The sequence below is a fragment of the Rossellomorea sp. NPDC077527 genome (genome assembly GCF_044542955.1).
Taxonomy (GTDB): Bacteria; Bacillota; Bacilli; order Bacillales; family Bacillaceae_B; genus Rossellomorea; species Rossellomorea aquimaris_E.
Window position 1 is genome coordinate 346,517 of the sequence record NZ_JBITVL010000001.1, and the last position, 20,674, is coordinate 367,190.

The window sequence follows — 20,674 nt, forward strand, 5'->3', positions numbered from 1 at the left end:
CCATGGTCCATTGGAAGAAAAGGTTAAACATAGGATGGATATTGATTATTGTCCTGATTCTTGCTGCGGCCTGCGAGGAGAAGAATCCCGTCGAACAGGTGCATCAGGAAAAGGAGGAAGCACCTTCCGACGTCGTCACAATCGGATTCTCAATGGATACACTTGAAGAGGAAAGATGGGTGCGGGATCGTGACCTGTTTAAAAAGGCCGTGGAAGACCTTGGTGCGGAAGTGGACATCATGGAAGCGAGGGGAAACGATGCCCTTCAGGTGCTTCAGGCAGAAACCTTGATCAACCAGGGGATCGATGTACTGGTGATCGTTCCGTATAACGCAGAAGCCGCAGCGGCCATCGTACAAAAAGCCCATCGCGCAGGCATCAAAGTGGTTTCATATGACAGGCTCGTAAAGAATGCCGACATTGACCTGTACGTTTCCTTCGATAACGAAAGGGTAGGAGAACTTCAGGCCAAGGCTATCAAAGAACGTGTACCCAAGGGCAAGTATGTATATATCGGTGGGGCTGATACCGACTACAATGCCCACCTTATGAAGAAAGGCGTCTTCAGCGTCCTGAACTCTCCAATAGATAACGGTGAAATTCAGGTTGTATATGATCAGTGGACGGATAATTGGCTCCCAGAGAACGCTTATATCAATATGAAAGAAGCCCTGAAAGCCAATCACAATCATATCGACGCCGTCATTGCAGCCAATGACGCAACCGCAGGCATGGCATTAAAAGCATTGGAAGAAGTCGGTCTCGAAGGGAAGATCCCGATTGCGGGCCAGGACGCAGAGCTTGCCGCTGCTCAAAGGATCGTTCAAGGCACCCAAACCATGACCGTCTACAAACCGATCAACACCCTTGCACGGGAAGCGGCATCACTCGCCATCGCACTCGCCAAAAACGAGTACATCGATACAGATAAAAAAATCAATAACGGTAAAATCGAAGTTCCTTCCGTCCTGCTGGAACCGATCGCAGTGAATCGGGACAACCTGGATCGTACGATTATCGCGGATGGTTTTCATTCGCGGGAGGATGTGTATAAGTAAGTCTAGTAAAATTCGTTTTGATGAGAAAGCCGGAGAAGGGGCTTTCTTTTTTTATTACTATTTTCATATTTTAAGGTGAGGTATCGAACCTCAATCAAGAGTCAAGGAAAGGAGCGGAGGCAATTTCCTTGCAGGGATGTGATGGAAAAGACGGTTGCATCGGTCTCATTTAAGTCTCGAAATATAAGATAAATGCGATGAAAAATTGAAAAGAGGTATTCTGAAATGAATAATTTTCCAATTAATTGGAAGGGTTTTTCCATAAGGGGACCGAAAGAAGTAGGATAGGGCGAGAAAATTCAAAGGAGGAATTTCCTTGAGTGCAAAAAAAGAAATACAGACGATTAATTGGACGATGTTGGGGGTGCTGGCATTGGCCGGTCTTGTTTCTGCCGGCAGGGCACTTGGCGGCTTAAAGAATATGACTCTAGAAGAAGAAACTCAGGGACAAACAAGTTATGAGATTCAATGGGAACAGCCCGAGATCATGTTTGCAGTGGTATTGGGGGGGATCACCCTTTTGCTTCTTTTCTTTTGGAAAAGACTTTTTCCTTATAATGTTCCCTGTGCCATGGTGGTAGGAGGTGCCTGGTATGCCTTCCTATTTCAAGTGACGACCGTCGGATGGGCACGGTTGATAGGTTTTATGGGATTTTTTATTGCGGTTGCGGTGGGATTAGTCATGATGATGATCTATGCGTTTGGTGCAAGGAAGTGGGGATTGAGAAATCGTGGATAAGGAGGGTTACTCTTTGCGGGAGTAACCTTATGGTGGAATATAATGTTAAAATAGTAGCAATCGGTGAATGGAAAGGGGGAAGACAAGATATGCAAAGATGGAGATCCCTCCTTTTAATTGCGGTGATCCTGTTAGCAGTCTATTATATTTCAGGAAATAGGTTTACGGCCATTGGGGCAGCTGAGGCGAATGATATGGTGACAAGTGACTTCGAGTTGATCGAACAGCACGAAACAGGATCATCAGCGATATTGTTATACAAAAGTGATGACAAAAAAGAATACCGCACCGTATTGGCGGAAAAGTCCGGATTGTTTTTTCGAAGCAGTGCATCGACATACATTCCGTATCTCTCAGATAAGGTTCAAACCGTCGGAGGTATGAGCTCTACTTCCGATCAGGGTGCTCTGACCTTTTTAAGTGTCGTTTCAAGCGATAAGCGCGTGGCGTACATAGAGGCAGGAATAGGGGCGGATCGAAAAAGAAAAGCAGTCGAAGCGGGGCAGCGCGTATCGTTTCTGTTCCCATACAGTCAGCAGGTCGATCAGCTTGATGCGAAGGCCTTTGATGAAAGTGGGCAGGAGCTTTATTATTATGGGTATCCGAAAGAGGCTGTGAATATTTTTGATGATAAAGATTTGAAGTGGCATGAGTAGAAAGAGTAGTTTTTAAAGGCATTTTGGTTGAATATTTTGTGGGTAAGTTATTCTTAGTGTTTGTTATGGGGTGCCAGGATGAAAAGAGAGCTAGAGATAGTATATTAGGGGAGTATTAGGGTTAGAGAATGACATCTGTTGAAGGGGATTGCGTCATTTTTAACATTGATTGCGTCATTTTCGCTGTAATTGCGTCATTTCTAAATTTATTGCGTCGTTTTGGAACATAATTGCGTCATTTTTTTCGTTTATTGCGGATTTTAACAAAAAATACCAATCGCATCACTTTACAACAGGAGAATTCACATCATGAGAAAAAGTCGATTGATAATAATAGTATTCATATTTTTAGCTCTATCATTAGGAATTGCAGAGGGAGTTCCAGTTCAAGTGCTTACATCGATCATCAAATTGGAACATGGGGATGCAAGTACAGTGATTTTAAGAGAAGAGCAGGACCTTCTGACATACGTTTCAAAGTCAGGGAAAACAGACCCGTACAAAACCATTAAAGAAAAAATGCAGGGAAAAGGCTGGGTGTACCAAGGGGAATCACACGCTTCCCTTTTATTTGAGAAAAAGGGTGAAGTCTTTGGTACGGATGTAAGGGAGTATTGGAAGAAGTATGTGGTTTGGTCGGCACCGGAAGAACGTGCAAGTACTGATGAAAGAGAACTAGAAATTCATTGATCTCATATGATCCACCTGCATATCCTGATACACTTCAGAATATGCATATTAAGTATGCTCTTTTTTACACCATTGTCCTATCCACCCGCCATCTGGTATATAATGAATCTATAACCCTCAGGAGGTACATATGAAACAACAAAACTATGAAAATCACAGCAAGGTCGATCCGGTGTTCCATGTAGGGATTGCCCTGTCAGCCCTGATCACTCTCATTTTGACGATCACGTTTTTTGTGATGAATGTGGGTACGGAGACATTGCTAAGCTTTATCGTGCTATTCGTTGTGATCACGTTGATCCTGGTCGGAGTGAGACTCCGTACGTATGCACTTCAGGTTCAGGACCGCGTGATCCGTGCAGAAGAGAATTTCCGATATTATCGTTTGACGGGGAATGAGCTGGATAGCAATCTATCTCTGAAGCAGATCATCGCTCTCCGGTTCGCACCGAATGAAGAGTTCCCGGCGTTGGTCGAACGGACACGAACGGAAAATTTATCACCGAATGACATTAAGAAAGCTGTACAAAATTGGCGTGCAGATCATCATCGCGTATAAACAACAGAGATTGGACCGCTCATGAATGGGCGGTTACGTTTTTTTAAAGGAGGCTCGTTATGCCGCAAATCATGGTAGATGTAAAAGATTTAGTGAAAAGATATGGCTCCTTCACGGCGGTGAAGGGAGTCCGCTTCCAGGTGGAGAAGGGTGAAATCTTCGGATTGCTTGGGCCGAACGGGGCGGGGAAGACAACGACGATCGAGATGCTCGTGGGACTCCGGAAGCCCGATGAAGGAACGGCGAGCTTGGACGGTTTTGACGTACGGAAAGATGTGAACAAGGTGAAGGAAGTGATCGGGGTTCAGCTTCAGTCGACCTCGCTGTTTGAACTGCTCAAGGTGGAGGAGATCCTCCATTTGTATGCGAGCTTTTACCCGAAAAATGTGGATATTGATCAATTGATTGAAGATATGCTGCTGACGGAAAAAAGGAAGGACCGGATCAAGGGGTTATCCGGTGGACAGAAGCAGCGGTTGGCGATTGCCCTGGCCTTGATCCATGACCCGAATATCGTGTTTCTCGATGAACCGACAACGGGACTGGATCCACAGGCGAGGAGGACGTTATGGGACATTGTGCTTCGCTTGAAGGAGCGGGGGAAGACGGTCATCCTGTCCACTCACTATATGGATGAAGCCCATGTGCTCTGCGACCGGATCGGCATCATGGATCAAGGGGAGCTCATTGCCCTCGATACGCCTGATAATCTCGTGAAAACATTGCAATCGACAAGTACGATCGAGTTTCATCTGGACAATCCTCCTGAAGAGGAATGGTTCATGAAGATGGAAGGAGTCGAGGAAGTGGCCATCAAGGATACATTCGTTCAGCTTTATACGGATGAACTGCAACAGGCGTTGACCTCTTTGATCGCCCTTGCGACAGAGCATGACTTGAAGATCGAGGACCTCCAAACACGGCAGGCGACATTAGAGGATGTCTTCATTCATATGACAGGAAGGAGGCTGCGGGAATCATGAGAGCGTATTGGCAGCTGACACTGGCACAGTTAAGGATTTTTGCACGAAACAAGCAAGTAATATTCTTCACCCTGCTTTTCCCCGTGATCCTGATGGTAGCACTGGGGTCGTTCGCAGGCGGTGGTAATTCCGTTTCACTCGATGTCGGGGTGGTCGACAGCGATCAAACGGATGCCTCTAAGGAATTAAAGAACTTATTTCATAAAAATGAGGGAATCGAAACAACGGCATTCGAGAACGACAAAGCCGGAAGAAAAGCCGTGAAAAATGGGGATGTCCAGCTTCTGATCGAAATTCCGGAAGGGTACGGGGAAAACGTGAAGGACAGGGAAGAGGCGTTCTCGATCCCCGTCTATTATAATGAAAAGAACCTGGCGACAGCGGAACTGGGGCTTACGGTCGTGAATGGAATCATCGACCAATACAGTAAGGACCTCGTCGATTACAAGCCCGTCGTGACGGTTGAAAAGGTTGGGATTGAGGCATTGAATATTCGCTATGTCGATTTCCTTGTACCCGGGATCGTCGCGATGATGATCATGAGCAATAATATGAACGGGGTGGCAGGTCAGATCTCCGCGTGGCGTGAACGGGGGATCCTCCGACGGATGCAGGGAACGAGACTGAAAGCCTCCACCTTCATCGCAGCCCAGATCACGGCGCGATTGATGCTGAACGGAACACAGGCACTGCTTGTCGTACTGATTGCCGATCTGATTTTTGACATAAACGTAGCAGGCTCGTGGCTTGCAATGATTTTCTTCATCATTCTTGGGACTCTGGCGTTTATGTCCCTCGGCTTCATCATTGCCGGTATGGCGAAGAACCCTGAAAGTGCGGGGCCGATTGCGGGCTTCGTTACGTTCCCGATGCTGTTTCTCGGCGGGGTGTTCTTCCCGATCAATGATATGCCTGACATCATCCAGCCCATCGTGAAGGTGCTGCCGATTGCCCATCTGAGTTCCGCATTGCGGGAGACGATGAATCTCGGGACGCCGTTTTGGGAATTAGGAACAGAGACGTTGATTCTAGGAGCATGGCTCGTAGGCGGGTTTGCCCTGGCTAGCTATGTGTTTAAGTGGGAATAGAAGAAAAGTCCGATCGTCTCAACACGATCGGACATTTTTTATGCTCTTTTCTCCAGATCCTTCGCCGTCTCACTCATCTCCACGTCGTTCCCTTCTTTATAGGTCCCGAACAACACATCGACAAAGGGGGTGGAAACGCCGTACCAATAGTTCTCATTTTTATAATGATGGAGGACATGCGTTTTCTTAAGCCAGCGGCCGAACCGGGTCTTCGGCTTCATAGGCCGGTGTGCGACATAGTGCTTCCATTCGTACACAAAGAACATGAAGAGAATCCCGGTGGTAAAAGCAAGGGTGAGAGACATTGACCCTGTCAGGAAATAAAACACCAGACACAGGACAAAGAGATTGGGAGCGCTGTACCAGATCGGAAGAAACAGGAGCTTCAAGTCATTTGGCATTTTATGATGATCATAATGTAAGCGCTGGATTAATTTTAGTAAAAAAGGGTTCTTCGGTGCCTTGATGTGGAAGAGAAATCGGTGGGTGAGGTATTCGCTGAACATGTAGGTGACAATCCCTACCGCGAAACATAATAAGCTGAATAATGATAGCTCCATCGTGACCAGAAATCCGAGTACCACAAGAAAAATACCCACCATAACCAAAATATCAAAATGCAAAAAGAAATCCCGATACAATCGATTCTTCTTCATTTTTTTCTGCCCCCATTCATTTTTTGTTTCCAAAGCTCTATACTCGTTTCCATCATGTCCCGGACTGCCTGTTCGGCTTGCTGGATATCCCCATCTAACACTCTCTTAAGTAGGTGATCGTAATAATCTCGTGAAGCGGCACGATGGGTGGAATCGTTGAAATATTTCTCCGCCATCCTGATATAAACATCCTTAAAGCTGTTCAGGATTAATAGGTAAATAGGGTTTGGAGACAGCATGGCCACCCCATGCTGGATATGCCAGTCGAATTCTGCATACAACTCTGCTGTATCTGCCACGTCTTTGAATGGAGCGAAGAGAGAAATGACCTTCAGTCTGTTATTCTCCAGAGCGTCCCTGAAATAAGCGGGAGTAATCGCTACGCGCAGTTCCAGCATGTGAATGATGAATGCATCCGGGATCTCCTCCTCATGCTGAAGAATGGTGACAATCGTCATCAAGTTCCCTTGCTTCCAGTAATCATTCACGATAGCGGGCATCCCCTTCCGGCTCGTGATCCAGCCGTCTCGTTCCAACCGTTGCAGGGCTTCCCGGATGGTGGGGCGTCCCACTTTGTAATGGGCAGCGAGATCCCTTTCCGATTGAAGGGATTCCTGGATAGCCAGTTCCCCTCTCAATATGGAGCGGGAAATGTCCCTGGAGATGATATCCGAAGAACGTTCTTTCATTATTGGACCTCCTGATTGGTAATACCAATTTTATATGTGGTAATACCATTATATGACCTTACTAGATGTATTTGTCAATAAATTCTGAAAATAATTGTCTTCTTCCTGATCATTCGAGATAATGAGGAAAAAGGGTGAGGGATGCCGATGAGGAAGGTCATTGTGGTTGTATTATTCATGAGTGTTTTCATGAGCGGGTGTATCCTCGAGGATGATCAAGAAGTAAATCCAATGATCAAAACCGCCTATGATTCCCTGTCATCTTCAGAAAAGAACGAAATAAAAGGAGATTGGAAAAACGCTACCCTGAAAGAGGGGACTGTGAATAGTAAGATGGGTGTCTTAACGGATCATAATTATGAAGGAGAAGAGGCGTACATCATCGTTTTCTATACAGGAAACAATCATTCATTAGGAGATATTGACGTGTACATTTCGAAAGACAAACAGGAAGTCATCGGTAAGGGTTACCGGGATTAAAAGAACCTTGAGCGGCGAATGTTCAGCTCAAGGTTTTTTATTTGTAATCATTTACAACATATTTCTTGACTATAACTAGTTGACCCCCTAAACTATAATCAAGTGATATTTAGTTTAGGGGGTCAACTAGTTGGATAAGCGGTTAATTGAAGCAGTCGAGCTGTTCGAGGATGTGATGGTGTTCGGGACAGATCGTGTGCTGAAGAATGTAAAGGCTGAGGTGTGGCAGGAATATTCCCCTGAGCAGATTCAAGTGTTGAAGTTAGTGAATAAGAACGGACCGATTGCAGCCGGGGTGATTGCAGAGCTTCAGGGGGTCCATAAGAGTGCGATTTCCAACCGCCTGAAGAAGCTGGAGGATAAGAAGCTGATTGAAATCGTGAAGGCGGAAGAAGATCAGCGCACCAAGCTCGTATGCCTCACGGATGAAGGACACAGGGTCGTTTCAGAGTCTGATCAAGCGGTCTATACCTATATTGAAGACTTATTTGCCGACCACGTGAAGGATGAGGAACTGGATCAATTCCTGAGCATGTTCCGCAAGATTAAATCGATCTTGAAACTTGAGGGGGAAAAAGGATGAAATCAATCATCAAATTCAAGTGGCCAATTACGATTGGTTTACTCATTGTAACGGTTTTGTTGTTTATCGTATCGCCGAACCTGACGAAGCAGGCAGAAGAAGCTGGCACGTTCCAGCTCCCGGATGATGCGGCATCGAAGAAGGCGATGGAAATGCTGAATGATGCCGGTGCCGGGGATGAAACGATCTCTCTGGTGTACTCACTGGATGAAAAATTATCGGATTCTCTGAAGAAAGACATAGCATCGAATGTAAAAGAATTGAAAGAACTGGGGGATCCGGTCAGCTCGGTCCTCGATCCGTTTGAAAGCCAAGAACTGGAGAACCAGCTCGTCTCTGAAGACCGGAAAACCGTCCTCATACCGATCACAGTAGACGGGACACAGGAGGAAGTGGTGGAGCTTGCTGACTCTATAAAATCAGACATCCTGAATGGCGAGTCATCCGTTTACCTCACGGGGGAAGCCATCATCAATAACGATGTAAACCTGAGCGCACAGGAAGGATTGAAACGGACGGAAATCATTACGGTCGTGCTGATTTTTGCCTTATTATTAGCTGTATTCCGTTCCATCGTGACACCATTGATCCCGCTTGTGGCCGTAGGGATCACCTATTTACTCAGTCAATCGATCGTCGCCTTTTTCATCGATTGGTTCGGCTTTCCCGTTTCGAACTATACGCAAATCTTCCTTGTGGCCATCCTGTTCGGAATCGGGACGGATTACTGCATCCTGCTGTTGAGCCGGTTCAAGGAAGAATTGGGAGCAGGTCAGCCCATCAATGAAGCGATCATCCGTACGTATAAGACTGCGGGACGCACGCTTTACATAAGCGGACTCGCCGTGTTCATCGGATTCTTCGCCATCGGCTTTGCCGATTTTCCAATCTTTAAATCAGCCGTGGCCGTGGCAGTCGGAATTGCGGTGTTGCTTCTGGTGTTAAGCACGGTTATGCCGTTCTTTATGGCCACATTGAAGGAAAAATTGTTCTGGCCATCGAAGAAATCCGTTTCTCACCATGACAGCAAGTTATGGGCGTGGATGGGCAAGCTTTCCGTTAATCGTCCGTTGCTTTCAATGGCAGTAGTGGCGATCATCACGGTGCCGCTATTGTTCACCTATGACGATGCCCTTTCCTTTAATACTGTGGATGAAATCGGGGACAGTTATGATTCTGTCAAAGGTTTGCAAGCGATTGAAGACGGATTCGGCAAAGGGGATTCCCTGCCGGTTCAGGTGCTCCTTTCAAGCGATGAGAAGCTTGTGACCGAGGGTACCGTCCCTTATGTTGAAAAGCTGAGCCGTGAGCTTGCGAAAGTCGACGGGGTGAAGAGCGTACGTTCCATCACACGTCCTGCAGGGGATGCAATTGAAGAGTTCAATGCGGACTACCAGCTAGGAAAGATTGCGGAAGGTGTGAACGGAGCCGCTGATGGTCTCGATCAGGCGGTAAAAGGCCTTAGCCAACAGGCAGCCATGGGCGGTCAGGGGCAGACTCCGCCAGCAGGTGCACCGAATCCGTTGGATGGGTTGAACCAGATCACTGGTGGATTGAATCAAGCAGGTGATCAGCTTCAAGGAATGAGTGACAGCCAGACGATCCGTGATACAGGATTGTATCTTCCTCCAGGCACATTGGAAAATAAAGAATTTGCCCAAGTGATCGACCGCTATTCCTTCGGAGACGAAAAAGGGATGAAGCTCGAGGTCATCCTGTCCGATAATCCGTATTCACCGGAGGCTATCGATACCGTGGATCGCATCAATGAAACGACGGAGCGCGTCATCAAGGATACGCCACTTGAAGATGCCGAAGTCGCCATCGGAGGGGTCTCGAGCATTAACCGAGACTTAAGTGATATCTCAACGAGTGACTTCACCCAGACGGTCACGATCATGCTTATCAGTTTGTTCGTCGTCCTAGCGATTCTGTTCCGTTCCTTCATCATGCCGCTTTACATGATCGGATCTCTGCTTCTGACGTACTTCACATCTGTCGCCGTAGCCGAGTGGATCTTCGTGGAGGGAATGGGATATGACGGCATCAGCTGGGCCGTTCCGTTCTTTGGATTCGTCATGCTGGTAGCCCTTGGGGTAGATTACTCAATCTTCCTCATGGACCGTTTCCGTGAAGAAACATCAGGCGGCATGTCGGTCACAGACGCCATCAAAGCTTCCATGGCCAAGATGGGGACCGTCATCATCACCGCTGCCATCATCCTGGCCGGAACGTTCGGGGCGATGATTCCATCCGGAGTCCTCAGTCTCGTACAGATTGCCACCATCGTCATTACGGGTCTGCTTCTGTACGGACTGATCGTCCTGCCGTTATTGATACCGGCCATGACCGTCTCATTCGGTAACGGGGTTTGGTGGCCGTTCAGACCGAAAAAAGAGTAGTAGATTGATAGGGGGCCTGCTCTGATGGATGGAGCGGGCACTCTTGATTGGACATTTTTCGACAAACGGCTCATAAAAGGGGAGAAGCAGCTTATAAATTTAGATTGGGGATCATAAATGCTCGAAAGCGGCTCATATATTTGAAATCTGGCTCATAAGTAGGGAAAAGCGGCTCATAACTGAAGGATAGATAATTGGAAAGCCGATAAACTGCCGTAAATTGTGATCTATTAGCTGGAAGTAGGATGTGCTATAAAATCTAGTTCTGAAAATGCCCCGATATAGACTAAAACTTCTAATTTTTCAATGAAAGTGCGATTTGAAAAATATTTTTCTGAAAAACTATTTTTTATCTCTACCAGTATAGTCGGATTACTATGACAACACTGAGGTTGAAGGGTGATATGAGTTCTTCCAGACCTTTATCTTCAAGCGTTTCTGACACTATTTGCACTTTTGTTTTTTCTTAAAATAGTTTATAATAATCAGATAATACTAGATATTTTACCCTATGAATCATTATAATAGACGATGGTATGGTTTTTTTTGGACACATGAGGGTGCTGGATTGAAAGCGCCTGCAAATATAGTGGATGAGGAAGGTTATAATGAGCAGCTTACAGAAGAAAACAGATGTTATCTTAATTGGTGCTGGTGTCATGAGTGCGACTTTAGGGGTAATCCTGAAAGAGTTGGCGCCGGAATGGGAAATCACAGTGTTTGAAAAGCTCGCGAAGCCGGGAGAAGAAAGCTCGAACGAATGGAATAATGCCGGAACCGGACATGCTGCACTATGCGAGCTCAACTATACATCCGAAAAGCCTGATGGATCTATAGATATTACGAAAGCAATCAAAGTCAATGAACAGTTTCAACTTTCAAGACAATTCTGGTCTTATCTTGTCAACCGCAACCTGATTGGAAAGCCACAGGACTTCATCATGCCGATCCCTCATATGAGCATGGTTCAAGGTGAAGAAAATGTGGAGTTTTTGAAAAAGCGATTGGAAGCGCTGTCAGATAGTCCTTTGTTTGAGGGCATGGAATTTTCCGATGATCCGGTGAAATTGATGGAATGGATTCCCTTGATCATGGATGGCCGTGAATCGGATGAGCCGATCGCAGCAACGAAGATCGATTCCGGAACGGACGTCAATTTCGGGGCACTGACCCGCAAATTGTTTGATCATCTGAAGGATCAAGGCGTAGAAATCAACTATAACCACAGTGTGGAAGATATCAAACGCAAATCCGACGGGTCATGGGAAGTAAAGGTTCATGATATCGACGGCATCAAGATGGAATATCATACGGCGAAATTCGTCTTCATCGGAGGCGGGGGCGGAAGTCTTCCGTTACTTCAGAAGACCGGTATCCCTGAGTCCAAGCAAATCGGCGGATTCCCGGTATCGGGACTCTTCATGGTGTGTAACAACCCTGAAGTCATTGAAAAACATCACGGGAAAGTATACGGAAAAGCGAAGGTCGGAGCTCCTCCGATGTCGGTTCCGCATCTTGACACCCGTTACATCGATAATAAAAAATCACTTCTGTTCGGACCATTTGCCGGATTCTCACCAAAGTTCCTGAAAACAGGTTCGAATATGGATTTGATTACATCCGTGAAACCGAATAATCTTTTCACAATGCTTGCAGCTGGTGTGAAGGAAATGGGATTAACCAAGTATCTGATCCAGCAGGTTCTTCTGTCCAATGAAAAACGCATGGAAGAATTACGCGAATTCATCCCGAACGCCAAGAGCGAAGACTGGGATATCGTTGTAGCCGGTCAGCGTGTTCAGGTCATCAAAGACACAGATGCAGGCAAAGGAACCCTTCAGTTCGGTACAGAAGTGGTAAGTGCTGCTGATGGATCCGTCGCTGCCCTATTAGGAGCATCTCCGGGTGCCTCCACAGCCGTTCACGTCATGCTTGAAGTATTGGATAAATGCTTCCCGCAGCATATGAAAGAGTGGGAGCCGAAGATCAAAGAAATGATTCCTTCTTATGGAGTGGCATTAGGAGAAAATCCTGAACTCTTCAGAGACATCCATACGTCTACTGCGAAGGCGCTGGGTTTGAGGGATAAAGAGGTAGCGTATAGCTAAGTGAATAAGGAGAAATGCCCTGTGGATGTTCCCAGGGTATTTTTTTATGGCGTAAATTCCAGGAACCGTCACACGAAATGGTCCATTAGTGGTAAAATAAGGGTGTTTGGAGGCGGTAGTTTTTGTTGAAAAAGGTAAACATCATCCTTGCATTTGTGGGGATGGGGGCTTGTTTATATCACTTTTTTATTGAGCATCTCGATTTTTCGGGTACTAGCATCCTTTCCTGTTTAGCCCTGATGTTTCTGTTATTCGGGATAGACGGTATAAGGGAAAAAGAACGTGACAGAAAACTTGGATACGCTTTTCTGGCAGCGGCCATGGTTATGGTGATTGGCCTTGTCAAACCATATATAGAAATGTTGTTTTAGGGAGAATTGCATCATGATAGTTATTGGAATTTTAGCACTCATCACCCTCTTCTCCATTGAAGTACAGGTGAGGAAAATGAATAAAATGAATGAACGAGTTGTAGAGTTGTTGGAGGAAATGAAACAAAAGAAAAATTAAGAAGGAAATGGGGAGCAAGTTTGAACACAAATCTAATGATCGTCGAGGGGGTCCCTGGCTCAGGGAAGTCGACAACAGCTCATTTCATTAAAGATCACTTAGAGAAAAAAGGGGTCAAGGTTAAACTCTTTCAAGAAGGAGAAACAAGTCATCCTGCTGATTATGAATCGACAGCATGTTTAAATGAAAATCAGTTTAATGACATGATAGAAAGATTTCCTGAAGATCGGAAGGAAATCGAGGATGTTGCCGAAAAGAAAGGCGAACTGTATTTCATTCGATATCGTAATCTAGTGAATGTTGATTCTGCGCTTGTGGATGCATTGGCTTCCATGGATGTCTACGAATTGGACCTCGATCGGTTTGAAGAAGTCTCCTTCGATTATTGGGAAGAGTTCGTTGATACCGACTTTGGTGATGAAGTATACATATTTGAATGCTGTTTCCTGCAAAATCCGTTTACCAAGTTCATCGCCATGCATAATGCAGAGCCAAAAAGGCTGGAAGACCATTTAAAGACAATCAGCTCGTTGATCTCACCATTGAATCCTCTATTGATCTATTTTTATCAGGAGGATGTTGGTCAATCGTTCCAACATGTCTATCAAGAACGCAGTCAGGAGTGGCGTGATTTCTTCATGGATTACCATGTTAGTCAAGGATATGGAAAAGAGAATGGATTGCAGGGGTATCAAGGGCTCGTGGAGTTTCTTGAGATGCGGAGGGATATGGAGATGAGAATTCTTGAGGGGTTGCCGATTAGGAACGTGTTGGTTGAGAATGGTGAAGGGGACTGGGAAAGGTATTATGACAGCATCAAAGAAACGATTTCTCTGTGAGCATATCTTAATCGGTTGATGAAAATGGAGGGATAAATCAATGAATAAGGAACAAATGATGAGTGTTGTCAATGAGACTATTCCTGGTATTCCTATTCATTGTGTAAAGGTCAATCCAAACGGCTGGGATAATGACATCCTAATTGCAAACGGAGAAATCGTCTTCAGGTTTCCAAAGACGAGTGAAATAGCATCTAAAGTGGTAGATGAAGCCGATTTACTGAAAAAATTGGCAACAAAAAAGCCCTTGCTCGAAATTCCTCAATACGAACTCATCCATATTAATGGTGAGGTGGCAGGGGTTAAATATCCTTATCTTGAGGGGGATACGCTGGGGAAGTTTTTACACCCTATTCATTCTAGTACCTTGTTAATCGGGGATTTTTTGACAAAGCTGCACGGCTTGAGGAAATCAGGCATGCCGAAACTAAAGACAATTCACACTAAAGAATATTGGTATGAATTATTTCTTGCGGTAAAGACATTTGTTTATCCTCATCTGACCTCTAACCATAGATTGATAATCAAATGCTTTTTTGAAGAGTTCCTGTCGGTGTATGAAAAAGGAAAGGTAAAGCAAGTTGTCATCCATGGTGATCTAACGACAGCTAATATGTTATATCAACCAAAAACGGGTTTAGTGAGTGGCATCATAGATTTCACAGATGCCCAATGGGGGGATCCGGCATTTGATTTTGCGGGATTGTATTGGTCTTATGGACCTCGTGTGACAAAAGAAGTTTTGTCTCACTACAAAGCTGAAAATAAAGAAGCAATCTTCAAACGAGTACAAGATTTTTATGGGCTTCAGCCGATTTTTCATGAGTTGGTGTATGCGATGAAGGAGGACCAACATGTGAATTGGGATCAGGCTCTTGATCGATTCTTGTATTTGTTTTCATTGAGGGGGAGTGACTGATGCTGTTTCAGAATGAAGCATTGCGAGTTCGAGAAATGGAACGGAAGGATGCCAATCTGTTGGCAAAATGGCTATCCGATCCACGGGTATTAGAATTTTATGAAGGTAGGGATAACCCCTTTGATCTCGTTAAAGTGAAAGAGGTATTCTTTGAGGATGCAGGGGATGAAGTAAGTGTATAGTTGAATACGGGCAAACAGAAGTAGGATATGTTCAATTTTACAAAATCGATGATGTAACGAAACAGGAATACGGATATGGGGACGGAACCATTTATGGTACTGATCAATTCATCGGTGAACCAGAGTACTGGAACAAAGGGATTGGGACATCACTTGTTAAAGGAATGATCGAATTTTTATCCACCAATAAGCACGCTGATAATATTATTATGGATCCTCAAGCAAGAAATGTGAGGGCGATTAAATGTTATGAGAAGTGCGGGTTTAAAAAGGTGAAACTTCTCCCCGAGCGTGAGCTTCATGAAGGTATATATCAGGATTGTTGGTTGATGGAATATCGTATTTAAATTGTTTAGTCGGAGGTCAAATTTTTGTTTTTACTATTTCTCATCATTACAGCCTCCATCATCGGGTTCTTATTAATCCCATTGCACGTTTTCGGCCTGGTCATCGGTTTTGGGATCATCATGGGGTGTATGGTGAGAGGGTTGTATCTGTTACATGAAATCAATCAGAAGTTAGATATACAGAATAGTGAAGGAAAGTAGACGGCTCAAGTGGGGCCGTCTTTATTTGTGTTCATACCAATAATTTGAAATAATGACATTAAAAGGGGTCGGAGGAGGAGGGAAACATGTGAGTCATGTAGTCCGCAGGTTCAAGGAATTGAACTTGAAGCTTCTGAGCAAGAAAGAAATTGTCGGTGCCCATGCAGGAAAGATCTATAAAGTGGAAGCCCTGCGTGAAAGTGAGAATGCAATACTCCGATACATCTATAAAGAGTTTGCTCATGGTCGGAACAAAGAAGTAGAGATACATATGGATCTAGCTGATCGGGTGAAGCCATTTAGTAGAGTCGTGAACGTATGGGATGGTCCTCCACAAGCAATGTTGATGTGGGATTTGGGGTCTCCAGTAAAAGAGGGATTTTATGCACTGTCAGCAGAGGAAAAGAAGGTCATGATCGGTGATGTTTTAACAAGATTAGCTTTACTTCATAATATGAGTCCCTCTCAAGATAAATTGCCTATTCATAGGGTCAGCTCGGAATGGAGGGATTGGTGCCTGGATCAATTAAGGAGATTGAGCTCTAGAAAATCGTGGGCACTTCCAGGATGGGAGAAAACCATCCTGGAAGCATATGAGCAATTGAATATCCCTTATTATCAAACAAAGTGTCCAGCTGTCATCACTCACGGGGACCCTCATCTGGAAAATGTCTTCTATAAGGATGACGAGATTTGGTTCATCGATTGGGAATGGGCAGCCATGGGATCTCCTTTAAGAGATGTCACGATCCTGATGCAGGATTTATACGACAATGATCTGGTGTCATTCGTTCCTGCATTCTACCGGGAATGTTTACGAGAACGTGGAATAGATCTGACTGATGACGATTTTTGGAGTGATTGGGGCTATCTATACATAGACCATTTGACGATGATGCTTGCTTGGGAAGTGGAGAAGTATTTTCAAGGGTATGCGTCGGATGAGGAGATTCAAAAAATCATAGATTGGAAGATTGGGGAGATTGAAAGGGTGACAGAAATGTTAGAGACGAAGGGATGGAAATGAATAATATGAATACAAACCCAAAAGTAATGGTCCTTGGCACATTCCATATGCGCTATACGCCAGATTTACAGCGGGTGGAGCTAGATGATGTATTGTTGAGTGATCGGCAAAAAGAAATCAGGGAAGTCGTGAACTGTTTGAAAGAGTTCAATCCTACTAAAATAGCATTGGAAGTCGAGAAGAATCAGGATGAATCTCTTAATGAGGAGTACCACAAGTATCTAAACGGTGATTTGATTTTGGAAGTGGATGAGATTCATCAGTTTGGATTCCGGACCGCATCTGAATTGGGACATGAGAGACTCTTTCCCATCGACTGGATGGAGAGTGTCGGAAATATGGGCTTAGGACAGGTCATGGAGTGGGCGAAGGAAGAACAGCCGGATATGTATCAACACATCAATGATACATACCGTGCGAAGCTCCAATTGAACGTCGATCCTCCCAATATTTATGAAATGGTCAAGCAATCCAATTCAGAGACTAGGACCAAGCTTGATCACGAAATGTATATGGCAGTCGCCCGTATTGGTAAAGGGACGAACTATATTGGGATCGATTGGGTGAGATGGTGGTATCAAAGGAATCTAAGCATTTACTCAAACCTTGCTGAAATCACCTCTTCACCTAATGAGCGGACACTTTTGATAATCGGGGCGGCCCATGTTCACTTAGTGACTCAGTTTTTGGAGGAGAGTGGGTTGGTGGACGTGGTTTCTCCAAATGATTATTTGAAGTAATTGAATAGATAAATAGGGGGTGAAACGGATGAACGAAGATCTAAATAGTAAACACTTCTTACTAGAAAAGATCAAGGATGGCATCTATGCAGCCATATCAAAGCCTGGTGGCGGGGCAGTAGGAAATGCAGGGTTTGTGGATTTGGGCGATGTGCTTATTGTGTTTGATACGTTTAACACGCAGCAAGCTTCGAAAGACCTGAGGGATATCGCTGAAAGAATCACGAATCAGAAGGTCACATTTGTTATCAATAGTCATTGGCACGGAGATCATATTCGTGGTAATCAAACGTTTAAGGATCTTCCTATCATCTCAAGCGAGACCACTTTGGCAAAAATGAAAGAAATCCATCCTCCCAGAATAGAGAAGCAGAAAGCAGACCTCGAGGGACTCAATCAATATATAGAATCTCTTGAAAAGCAGCTTGATGAAGACGGTGACTCGAAGCTTCAAGATCAGATTAGCTTTTTACATGAATTGAAACGTTCGTTGCCGGACCTGGAGCTGGTCTTACCTAATGAAACATTTCTGAAAGAGGGAACTTTGACGGGAACAAAGCGAAGCGCAAAATGGTTTACTCTGGGGGGAGGACACTCTTTCTGTGATAGCATGCTTTATATTCCTGAAGAGAAGGTAATCTTCATGGGAGATTTGGTATTTGTTCAATGTCATCCGACATTCTTTGATGAAACCGATCCGAAGAAGTGGATGGAGATTTTACAAGAAGTGAAGGCTCTCGATATTGAAACGGTCATTCCAGGACACGGGCCGATCGGGATGAAAGAAGATATTGATAAAATGATTGACTATATTACGCACCTATTGTCCATTCAAGATATAGAAAATGCTGCAATCCCTCCGTTGTTTAGCGATTGGTCTTCTTCAGAAGTCTACTTCGAGAATATAAAGAGGATTCATCCCTATTAAAAACAACATCGTATGATTTTCTTTTTACATGGAAGTGGAGAGTTGCATAAACAACATGAAACCAACACGTACTCTCATTCGTATAATAAGAAAACCCACGGAGGTGCAACCATGTACGAATATACATATGTCCAAACCAGTTTAGGCGGATTCTTCACCGAGCCGAGGCACAGGGAGATCATCGAGGAGTATGCTGCTGACGGATGGCGATTGGTCCAGGTGCTGCCGCTCAAGTACAACGGGAACGGAAAACCGACGGATTATGAAATCATTTTTGAAAGATCGATATCGTGAATGGCATAAAGAAGAAAGTTGATTGAAAAGATAGAGGAATCCATAGAAACCATGGGTTCCTCTATCATTTTTTCTATCACAATGGTTATTCATCTAAGCAATGAAGCTACTACCATCATATACTACATCATCCTCTTACAAAGGAGGTGAATAGTATGCCTTATGCTGTAAAGTTAGTAGGAGCACCGTCTTTCACGACTGTTGGGCAGCAGCAGCCTCTTCAGGTTTGTGCTTTGTCAACGGAAGAAGTCGAAGTGCCAACATATGTTCAAGTGACTTTAGGGGACAAGGAACAAAGGCACGATATTGAATTTTCATTCAGTAATGGATTTCCGATTGAGTTTAATAGTGTCGGAGTTCATATATTTGATCCTGCCACGCTAAACTCTTGTGCAAATATTGTCACCACGTTTAATCGACGAGGATTATATTATTTTTATGTTGAACTAAAAAATAGTAATAATAATGAAACGCTGGATAGAGAAGTAGTAGTTGTGAGAGTGAGTAGAAATAAAGAGTGTGCAAAAAAATAGAACATGTAAGGGGCATTTAGAAAGTTATCGGCGATTCTTTCTAGTAGGGTAGGTAGATTAGGGCTGACCTTAACATCGATTGATATCGATGTTTGGGGTCAGCCCTTTTTGAATTATTGAAGGATTTTTGAGTTGACTGCGTCGATCGATTGGTTTAGATCCGTCAGGTCGACGTCGTCAGTCTGGGTATCTTCCAGACTGTATGAACGTTTTAATTGAATGATTCTTTTTACACTTTCATCAATCCGTTCCTCTGAGATCTCACCCTTTTCCACCGCTGATTTCAGTGCTTCCAAAGCCGTCACGGCCTTTTGGGCATCATGGGCGATGAGGATCAGGTCGCTGCCGGCTTTGACGGCTTGAACTGCGGCGTCTCCCATTCCGTAGTTATCCGCAATGGCTTTCATGGTCATATCATCGGTGATGACGACGCCTTTGTAGTTCATTTTATTTCGTAAAAGATTGGTCACGATGTTTTCCGATAATGATGACGGATAGGTGTCATCAAGCTTGGGAAGCAGGATGTGTGCCACCATGATGAGGTCTGCTCCTTCATCGATGGCACGCTTGAATGGAATCAGTTCAAGGGACTGGAGTTCTTGCAGGCTCTTGTTGACAACGGGGAGCGCAAGATGGGAGTCGACGGAAGTGTCCCCGTGGCCGGGGAAGTGCTTGATCGACGATATGACTCCTTGGGACTCTATTCCTTTCATCGTCTGGATCCCTAATTCGCTGACGATATCCGGATCAGCACTGAAGGACCGATCGCCGATGATCGGATTATCCGGATTGCTGTTCACGTCGAGAACGGGTGCGAAGTTCAGGTTGAATCCGAACTCTTTCAGCTCTTGACCAAGAAGGGAACCCACTTCATAAGAAATGTCGGGATCGTTCGCGTTTCCGATCCTTTGATTAGTAGGGAAGTTCGCGAGCCCCCCAGGGAGTCTCGTCACATTCCCTCCTTCCTGGTCGACGCTCAATAGAAGGGGAAGAGGGTTATCGGCGTTGGCGTCCTTCAGTTGGTTCAGGAATCGGACGGTTTGTTCCGGTCTTTTCAAATGATCCGAGAAGAAGATGAAACCTCCGACTTTGTGTGTCTGGATCAGTTTTTTCGTAGGCTCATCCATCTGGGTCCCGTTGACACCGGCTACGAGCATCTGGCCGATTTTTTCATCGAGGGTCATGTTGGAGATCAAGGAATGGTGGTGATCTTCCCGGTTTTTACCCCCGATCGGGTTGATGGCGAAATAGGACAGAATGAATACTAAGATCATGACGGTTAAAAGGGAATAGCCAATCTTTTTTTTTGACATATTGATGTTCCTTTCGATATTGGATACTTGGTATCATTCTGTTCGTATCTGCTGTGCTGTAAACGGAAAAATAGAAAAAGACCCGGTATGAACGGGTCTTTTAGTCATTTTCACTCTTTTTCTTCCAGCATAACACTCCTGATATGTGCT

The 20,674-nt window shown here is 44.8% G+C and carries 24 protein-coding genes and 1 pseudogene; 22 read left to right on the top strand and 3 right to left on the bottom strand.

The annotated features are described in order from the left end of the window. The first annotated feature begins 2 nt into the window (after window positions 1-2). From xylF to ACIGG7_RS01635, 7 genes are all read left to right on the top strand, one after another. Window positions 3-1,058, top strand: coding sequence for a D-xylose ABC transporter substrate-binding protein (xylF, locus tag ACIGG7_RS01605; RefSeq protein ID WP_397548502.1), 1,056 nt, complete (start codon window positions 3-5; stop codon window positions 1,056-1,058). Between the two features lie 316 nt (window positions 1,059-1,374). Further along, window positions 1,375-1,797 carry a hypothetical protein gene (locus tag ACIGG7_RS01610; RefSeq protein ID WP_224942113.1) on the top strand — a complete coding sequence of 141 codons (423 nt, stop codon included), beginning with the start codon at window positions 1,375-1,377 and terminating at the stop codon, window positions 1,795-1,797. 29 nt (window positions 1,798-1,826) lie between these two features. After that, on the top strand, window positions 1,827-2,453 hold the full coding sequence (locus ACIGG7_RS01615) for a hypothetical protein (RefSeq protein ID WP_397548503.1): 627 nt from the start codon (window positions 1,827-1,829) through the stop codon (window positions 2,451-2,453). A gap of 309 nt (window positions 2,454-2,762) precedes the next feature. Further along, window positions 2,763-3,143 (top strand): hypothetical protein, encoded by a 381-nt coding sequence (locus tag ACIGG7_RS01620; RefSeq protein ID WP_397548504.1) that lies wholly within the window; start codon window positions 2,763-2,765, stop codon window positions 3,141-3,143. A gap of 130 nt (window positions 3,144-3,273) precedes the next feature. Next, on the top strand, window positions 3,274-3,702 hold the full coding sequence (locus tag ACIGG7_RS01625) for a DUF6526 family protein (protein ID WP_397548505.1): 429 nt from the start codon (window positions 3,274-3,276) through the stop codon (window positions 3,700-3,702). Between the two features lie 59 nt (window positions 3,703-3,761). Then, window positions 3,762-4,685 carry an ABC transporter ATP-binding protein gene (locus tag ACIGG7_RS01630; RefSeq protein WP_397548506.1) on the top strand — a complete coding sequence of 308 codons (924 nt, stop codon included), beginning with the start codon at window positions 3,762-3,764 and terminating at the stop codon, window positions 4,683-4,685. Next, window positions 4,682-5,773 carry an ABC transporter permease gene (locus ACIGG7_RS01635; RefSeq protein ID WP_224942118.1) on the top strand — a complete coding sequence of 364 codons (1,092 nt, stop codon included), beginning with the start codon at window positions 4,682-4,684 and terminating at the stop codon, window positions 5,771-5,773. Before ACIGG7_RS01630 ends, ACIGG7_RS01635 begins: the two co-directional genes overlap by 4 nt. A gap of 38 nt (window positions 5,774-5,811) precedes the next feature. Here ACIGG7_RS01635 and ACIGG7_RS01640 read toward each other — a convergent pair whose 3' ends face one another. Further along, window positions 5,812-6,429 (bottom strand): sterol desaturase family protein, encoded by a 618-nt coding sequence (locus ACIGG7_RS01640; RefSeq protein WP_224942119.1) that lies wholly within the window; start codon window positions 6,427-6,429, stop codon window positions 5,812-5,814. Further along, entirely contained in the window at window positions 6,426-7,118 is a 693-nt protein-coding gene (locus ACIGG7_RS01645; RefSeq protein ID WP_397548507.1) for a GntR family transcriptional regulator, read from the bottom strand. Before ACIGG7_RS01645 ends, ACIGG7_RS01640 begins: the two co-directional genes overlap by 4 nt. 147 nt (window positions 7,119-7,265) lie before the next feature. On the opposite strand from ACIGG7_RS01645, the gene ACIGG7_RS01650 reads away from it, so the two are divergent. From ACIGG7_RS01650 to ACIGG7_RS01720, 15 genes and pseudogenes are all read left to right on the top strand, one after another. Further along, on the top strand, window positions 7,266-7,598 hold the full coding sequence (locus ACIGG7_RS01650) for a hypothetical protein (RefSeq protein ID WP_224942121.1): 333 nt from the start codon (window positions 7,266-7,268) through the stop codon (window positions 7,596-7,598). Window positions 7,599-7,728: 130 nt separating this feature from the next. After that, window positions 7,729-8,181, top strand: coding sequence for a MarR family winged helix-turn-helix transcriptional regulator (locus tag ACIGG7_RS01655; RefSeq protein ID WP_224942122.1), 453 nt, complete (start codon window positions 7,729-7,731; stop codon window positions 8,179-8,181). Further along, entirely contained in the window at window positions 8,178-10,583 is a 2,406-nt protein-coding gene (locus ACIGG7_RS01660; RefSeq protein ID WP_397548508.1) for an MMPL family transporter, read from the top strand. Before ACIGG7_RS01655 ends, ACIGG7_RS01660 begins: the two co-directional genes overlap by 4 nt. 608 nt (window positions 10,584-11,191) lie before the next feature. Further along, window positions 11,192-12,691: a malate:quinone oxidoreductase gene (locus ACIGG7_RS01665; protein WP_397548509.1), complete on the top strand. Its 1,500-nt coding sequence runs from the start codon at window positions 11,192-11,194 to the stop codon at window positions 12,689-12,691. Between the two features lie 122 nt (window positions 12,692-12,813). After that, complete coding sequence (locus tag ACIGG7_RS01670; protein WP_397548510.1) at window positions 12,814-13,062, top strand: hypothetical protein; 249 nt, start codon at window positions 12,814-12,816, stop codon at window positions 13,060-13,062. A 13-nt stretch (window positions 13,063-13,075) separates the two neighbouring features. Then, window positions 13,076-13,201, top strand: coding sequence for a hypothetical protein (locus ACIGG7_RS01675; RefSeq protein WP_397548511.1), 126 nt, complete (start codon window positions 13,076-13,078; stop codon window positions 13,199-13,201). Window positions 13,202-13,221: 20 nt separating this feature from the next. After that, window positions 13,222-14,040 carry a P-loop NTPase family protein gene (locus tag ACIGG7_RS01680; RefSeq protein WP_397548512.1) on the top strand — a complete coding sequence of 273 codons (819 nt, stop codon included), beginning with the start codon at window positions 13,222-13,224 and terminating at the stop codon, window positions 14,038-14,040. A gap of 40 nt (window positions 14,041-14,080) precedes the next feature. Further along, window positions 14,081-14,959, top strand: a complete 879-nt coding sequence (locus tag ACIGG7_RS01685) for an aminoglycoside phosphotransferase family protein (RefSeq protein ID WP_397548513.1) — start codon at window positions 14,081-14,083, stop codon at window positions 14,957-14,959. Further along, window positions 14,959-15,488 (top strand): annotated as a pseudogene (locus ACIGG7_RS01690) (GNAT family N-acetyltransferase). Before ACIGG7_RS01685 ends, ACIGG7_RS01690 begins: the two are co-directional and overlap by 1 nt. 24 nt (window positions 15,489-15,512) lie before the next feature. Then, complete coding sequence (locus tag ACIGG7_RS01695) at window positions 15,513-15,689, top strand: hypothetical protein (RefSeq protein ID WP_397548514.1); 177 nt, start codon at window positions 15,513-15,515, stop codon at window positions 15,687-15,689. An 88-nt stretch (window positions 15,690-15,777) separates the two neighbouring features. Then, window positions 15,778-16,716, top strand: coding sequence for a phosphotransferase family protein (locus ACIGG7_RS01700; protein WP_397548515.1), 939 nt, complete (start codon window positions 15,778-15,780; stop codon window positions 16,714-16,716). Between the two features lie 5 nt (window positions 16,717-16,721). Next, window positions 16,722-17,456 (top strand): DUF5694 domain-containing protein, encoded by a 735-nt coding sequence (locus ACIGG7_RS01705; protein ID WP_397548516.1) that lies wholly within the window; start codon window positions 16,722-16,724, stop codon window positions 17,454-17,456. A 28-nt stretch (window positions 17,457-17,484) separates the two neighbouring features. After that, on the top strand, window positions 17,485-18,384 hold the full coding sequence (locus tag ACIGG7_RS01710) for an MBL fold metallo-hydrolase (protein WP_397548517.1): 900 nt from the start codon (window positions 17,485-17,487) through the stop codon (window positions 18,382-18,384). A gap of 111 nt (window positions 18,385-18,495) precedes the next feature. Then, window positions 18,496-18,678, top strand: coding sequence for a DUF4177 domain-containing protein (locus tag ACIGG7_RS01715; RefSeq protein ID WP_397548518.1), 183 nt, complete (start codon window positions 18,496-18,498; stop codon window positions 18,676-18,678). A 155-nt stretch (window positions 18,679-18,833) separates the two neighbouring features. Further along, the gene (locus tag ACIGG7_RS01720; RefSeq protein WP_397548519.1) at window positions 18,834-19,211 is read left to right on the top strand and encodes a hypothetical protein; all 378 of its coding nucleotides are present in this window, start codon (window positions 18,834-18,836) and stop codon (window positions 19,209-19,211) included. Window positions 19,212-19,324: 113 nt separating this feature from the next. Here the strand turns inward: ACIGG7_RS01720 and nagZ are convergent, their stop codons facing one another. Then, window positions 19,325-20,524 (bottom strand): beta-N-acetylhexosaminidase, encoded by a 1,200-nt coding sequence (nagZ, locus tag ACIGG7_RS01725; RefSeq protein ID WP_397548520.1) that lies wholly within the window; start codon window positions 20,522-20,524, stop codon window positions 19,325-19,327. Window positions 20,525-20,674 lie beyond the last annotated feature (150 nt).

Coding starts and splice junctions, on each gene's coding strand:
- xylF (WP_397548502.1), top strand. CDS start 3: ATGGTCCATTGGAAGAAAAGGTTAAACATAGGATGGATATTGATTATT.
- ACIGG7_RS01615 (WP_397548503.1), top strand. CDS start 1,827: ATGGTGGAATATAATGTTAAAATAGTAGCAATCGGTGAATGGAAAGGG.
- ACIGG7_RS01620 (WP_397548504.1), top strand. CDS start 2,763: ATGAGAAAAAGTCGATTGATAATAATAGTATTCATATTTTTAGCTCTA.
- ACIGG7_RS01625 (WP_397548505.1), top strand. CDS start 3,274: ATGAAACAACAAAACTATGAAAATCACAGCAAGGTCGATCCGGTGTTC.
- ACIGG7_RS01630 (WP_397548506.1), top strand. CDS start 3,762: ATGCCGCAAATCATGGTAGATGTAAAAGATTTAGTGAAAAGATATGGC.
- ACIGG7_RS01635 (WP_224942118.1), top strand. CDS start 4,682: ATGAGAGCGTATTGGCAGCTGACACTGGCACAGTTAAGGATTTTTGCA.
- ACIGG7_RS01640 (WP_224942119.1), bottom strand. CDS start 6,429: ATGAAGAAGAATCGATTGTATCGGGATTTCTTTTTGCATTTTGATATT.
- ACIGG7_RS01645 (WP_397548507.1), bottom strand. CDS start 7,118: ATGAAAGAACGTTCTTCGGATATCATCTCCAGGGACATTTCCCGCTCC.
- ACIGG7_RS01650 (WP_224942121.1), top strand. CDS start 7,266: ATGAGGAAGGTCATTGTGGTTGTATTATTCATGAGTGTTTTCATGAGC.
- ACIGG7_RS01660 (WP_397548508.1), top strand. CDS start 8,178: ATGAAATCAATCATCAAATTCAAGTGGCCAATTACGATTGGTTTACTC.
- ACIGG7_RS01665 (WP_397548509.1), top strand. CDS start 11,192: ATGAGCAGCTTACAGAAGAAAACAGATGTTATCTTAATTGGTGCTGGT.
- ACIGG7_RS01675 (WP_397548511.1), top strand. CDS start 13,076: ATGATAGTTATTGGAATTTTAGCACTCATCACCCTCTTCTCCATTGAA.
- ACIGG7_RS01685 (WP_397548513.1), top strand. CDS start 14,081: ATGAATAAGGAACAAATGATGAGTGTTGTCAATGAGACTATTCCTGGT.
- ACIGG7_RS01705 (WP_397548516.1), top strand. CDS start 16,722: ATGAATACAAACCCAAAAGTAATGGTCCTTGGCACATTCCATATGCGC.
- ACIGG7_RS01710 (WP_397548517.1), top strand. CDS start 17,485: ATGAACGAAGATCTAAATAGTAAACACTTCTTACTAGAAAAGATCAAG.
- ACIGG7_RS01715 (WP_397548518.1), top strand. CDS start 18,496: ATGTACGAATATACATATGTCCAAACCAGTTTAGGCGGATTCTTCACC.
- ACIGG7_RS01720 (WP_397548519.1), top strand. CDS start 18,834: ATGCCTTATGCTGTAAAGTTAGTAGGAGCACCGTCTTTCACGACTGTT.
- nagZ (WP_397548520.1), bottom strand. CDS start 20,524: ATGTCAAAAAAAAAGATTGGCTATTCCCTTTTAACCGTCATGATCTTA.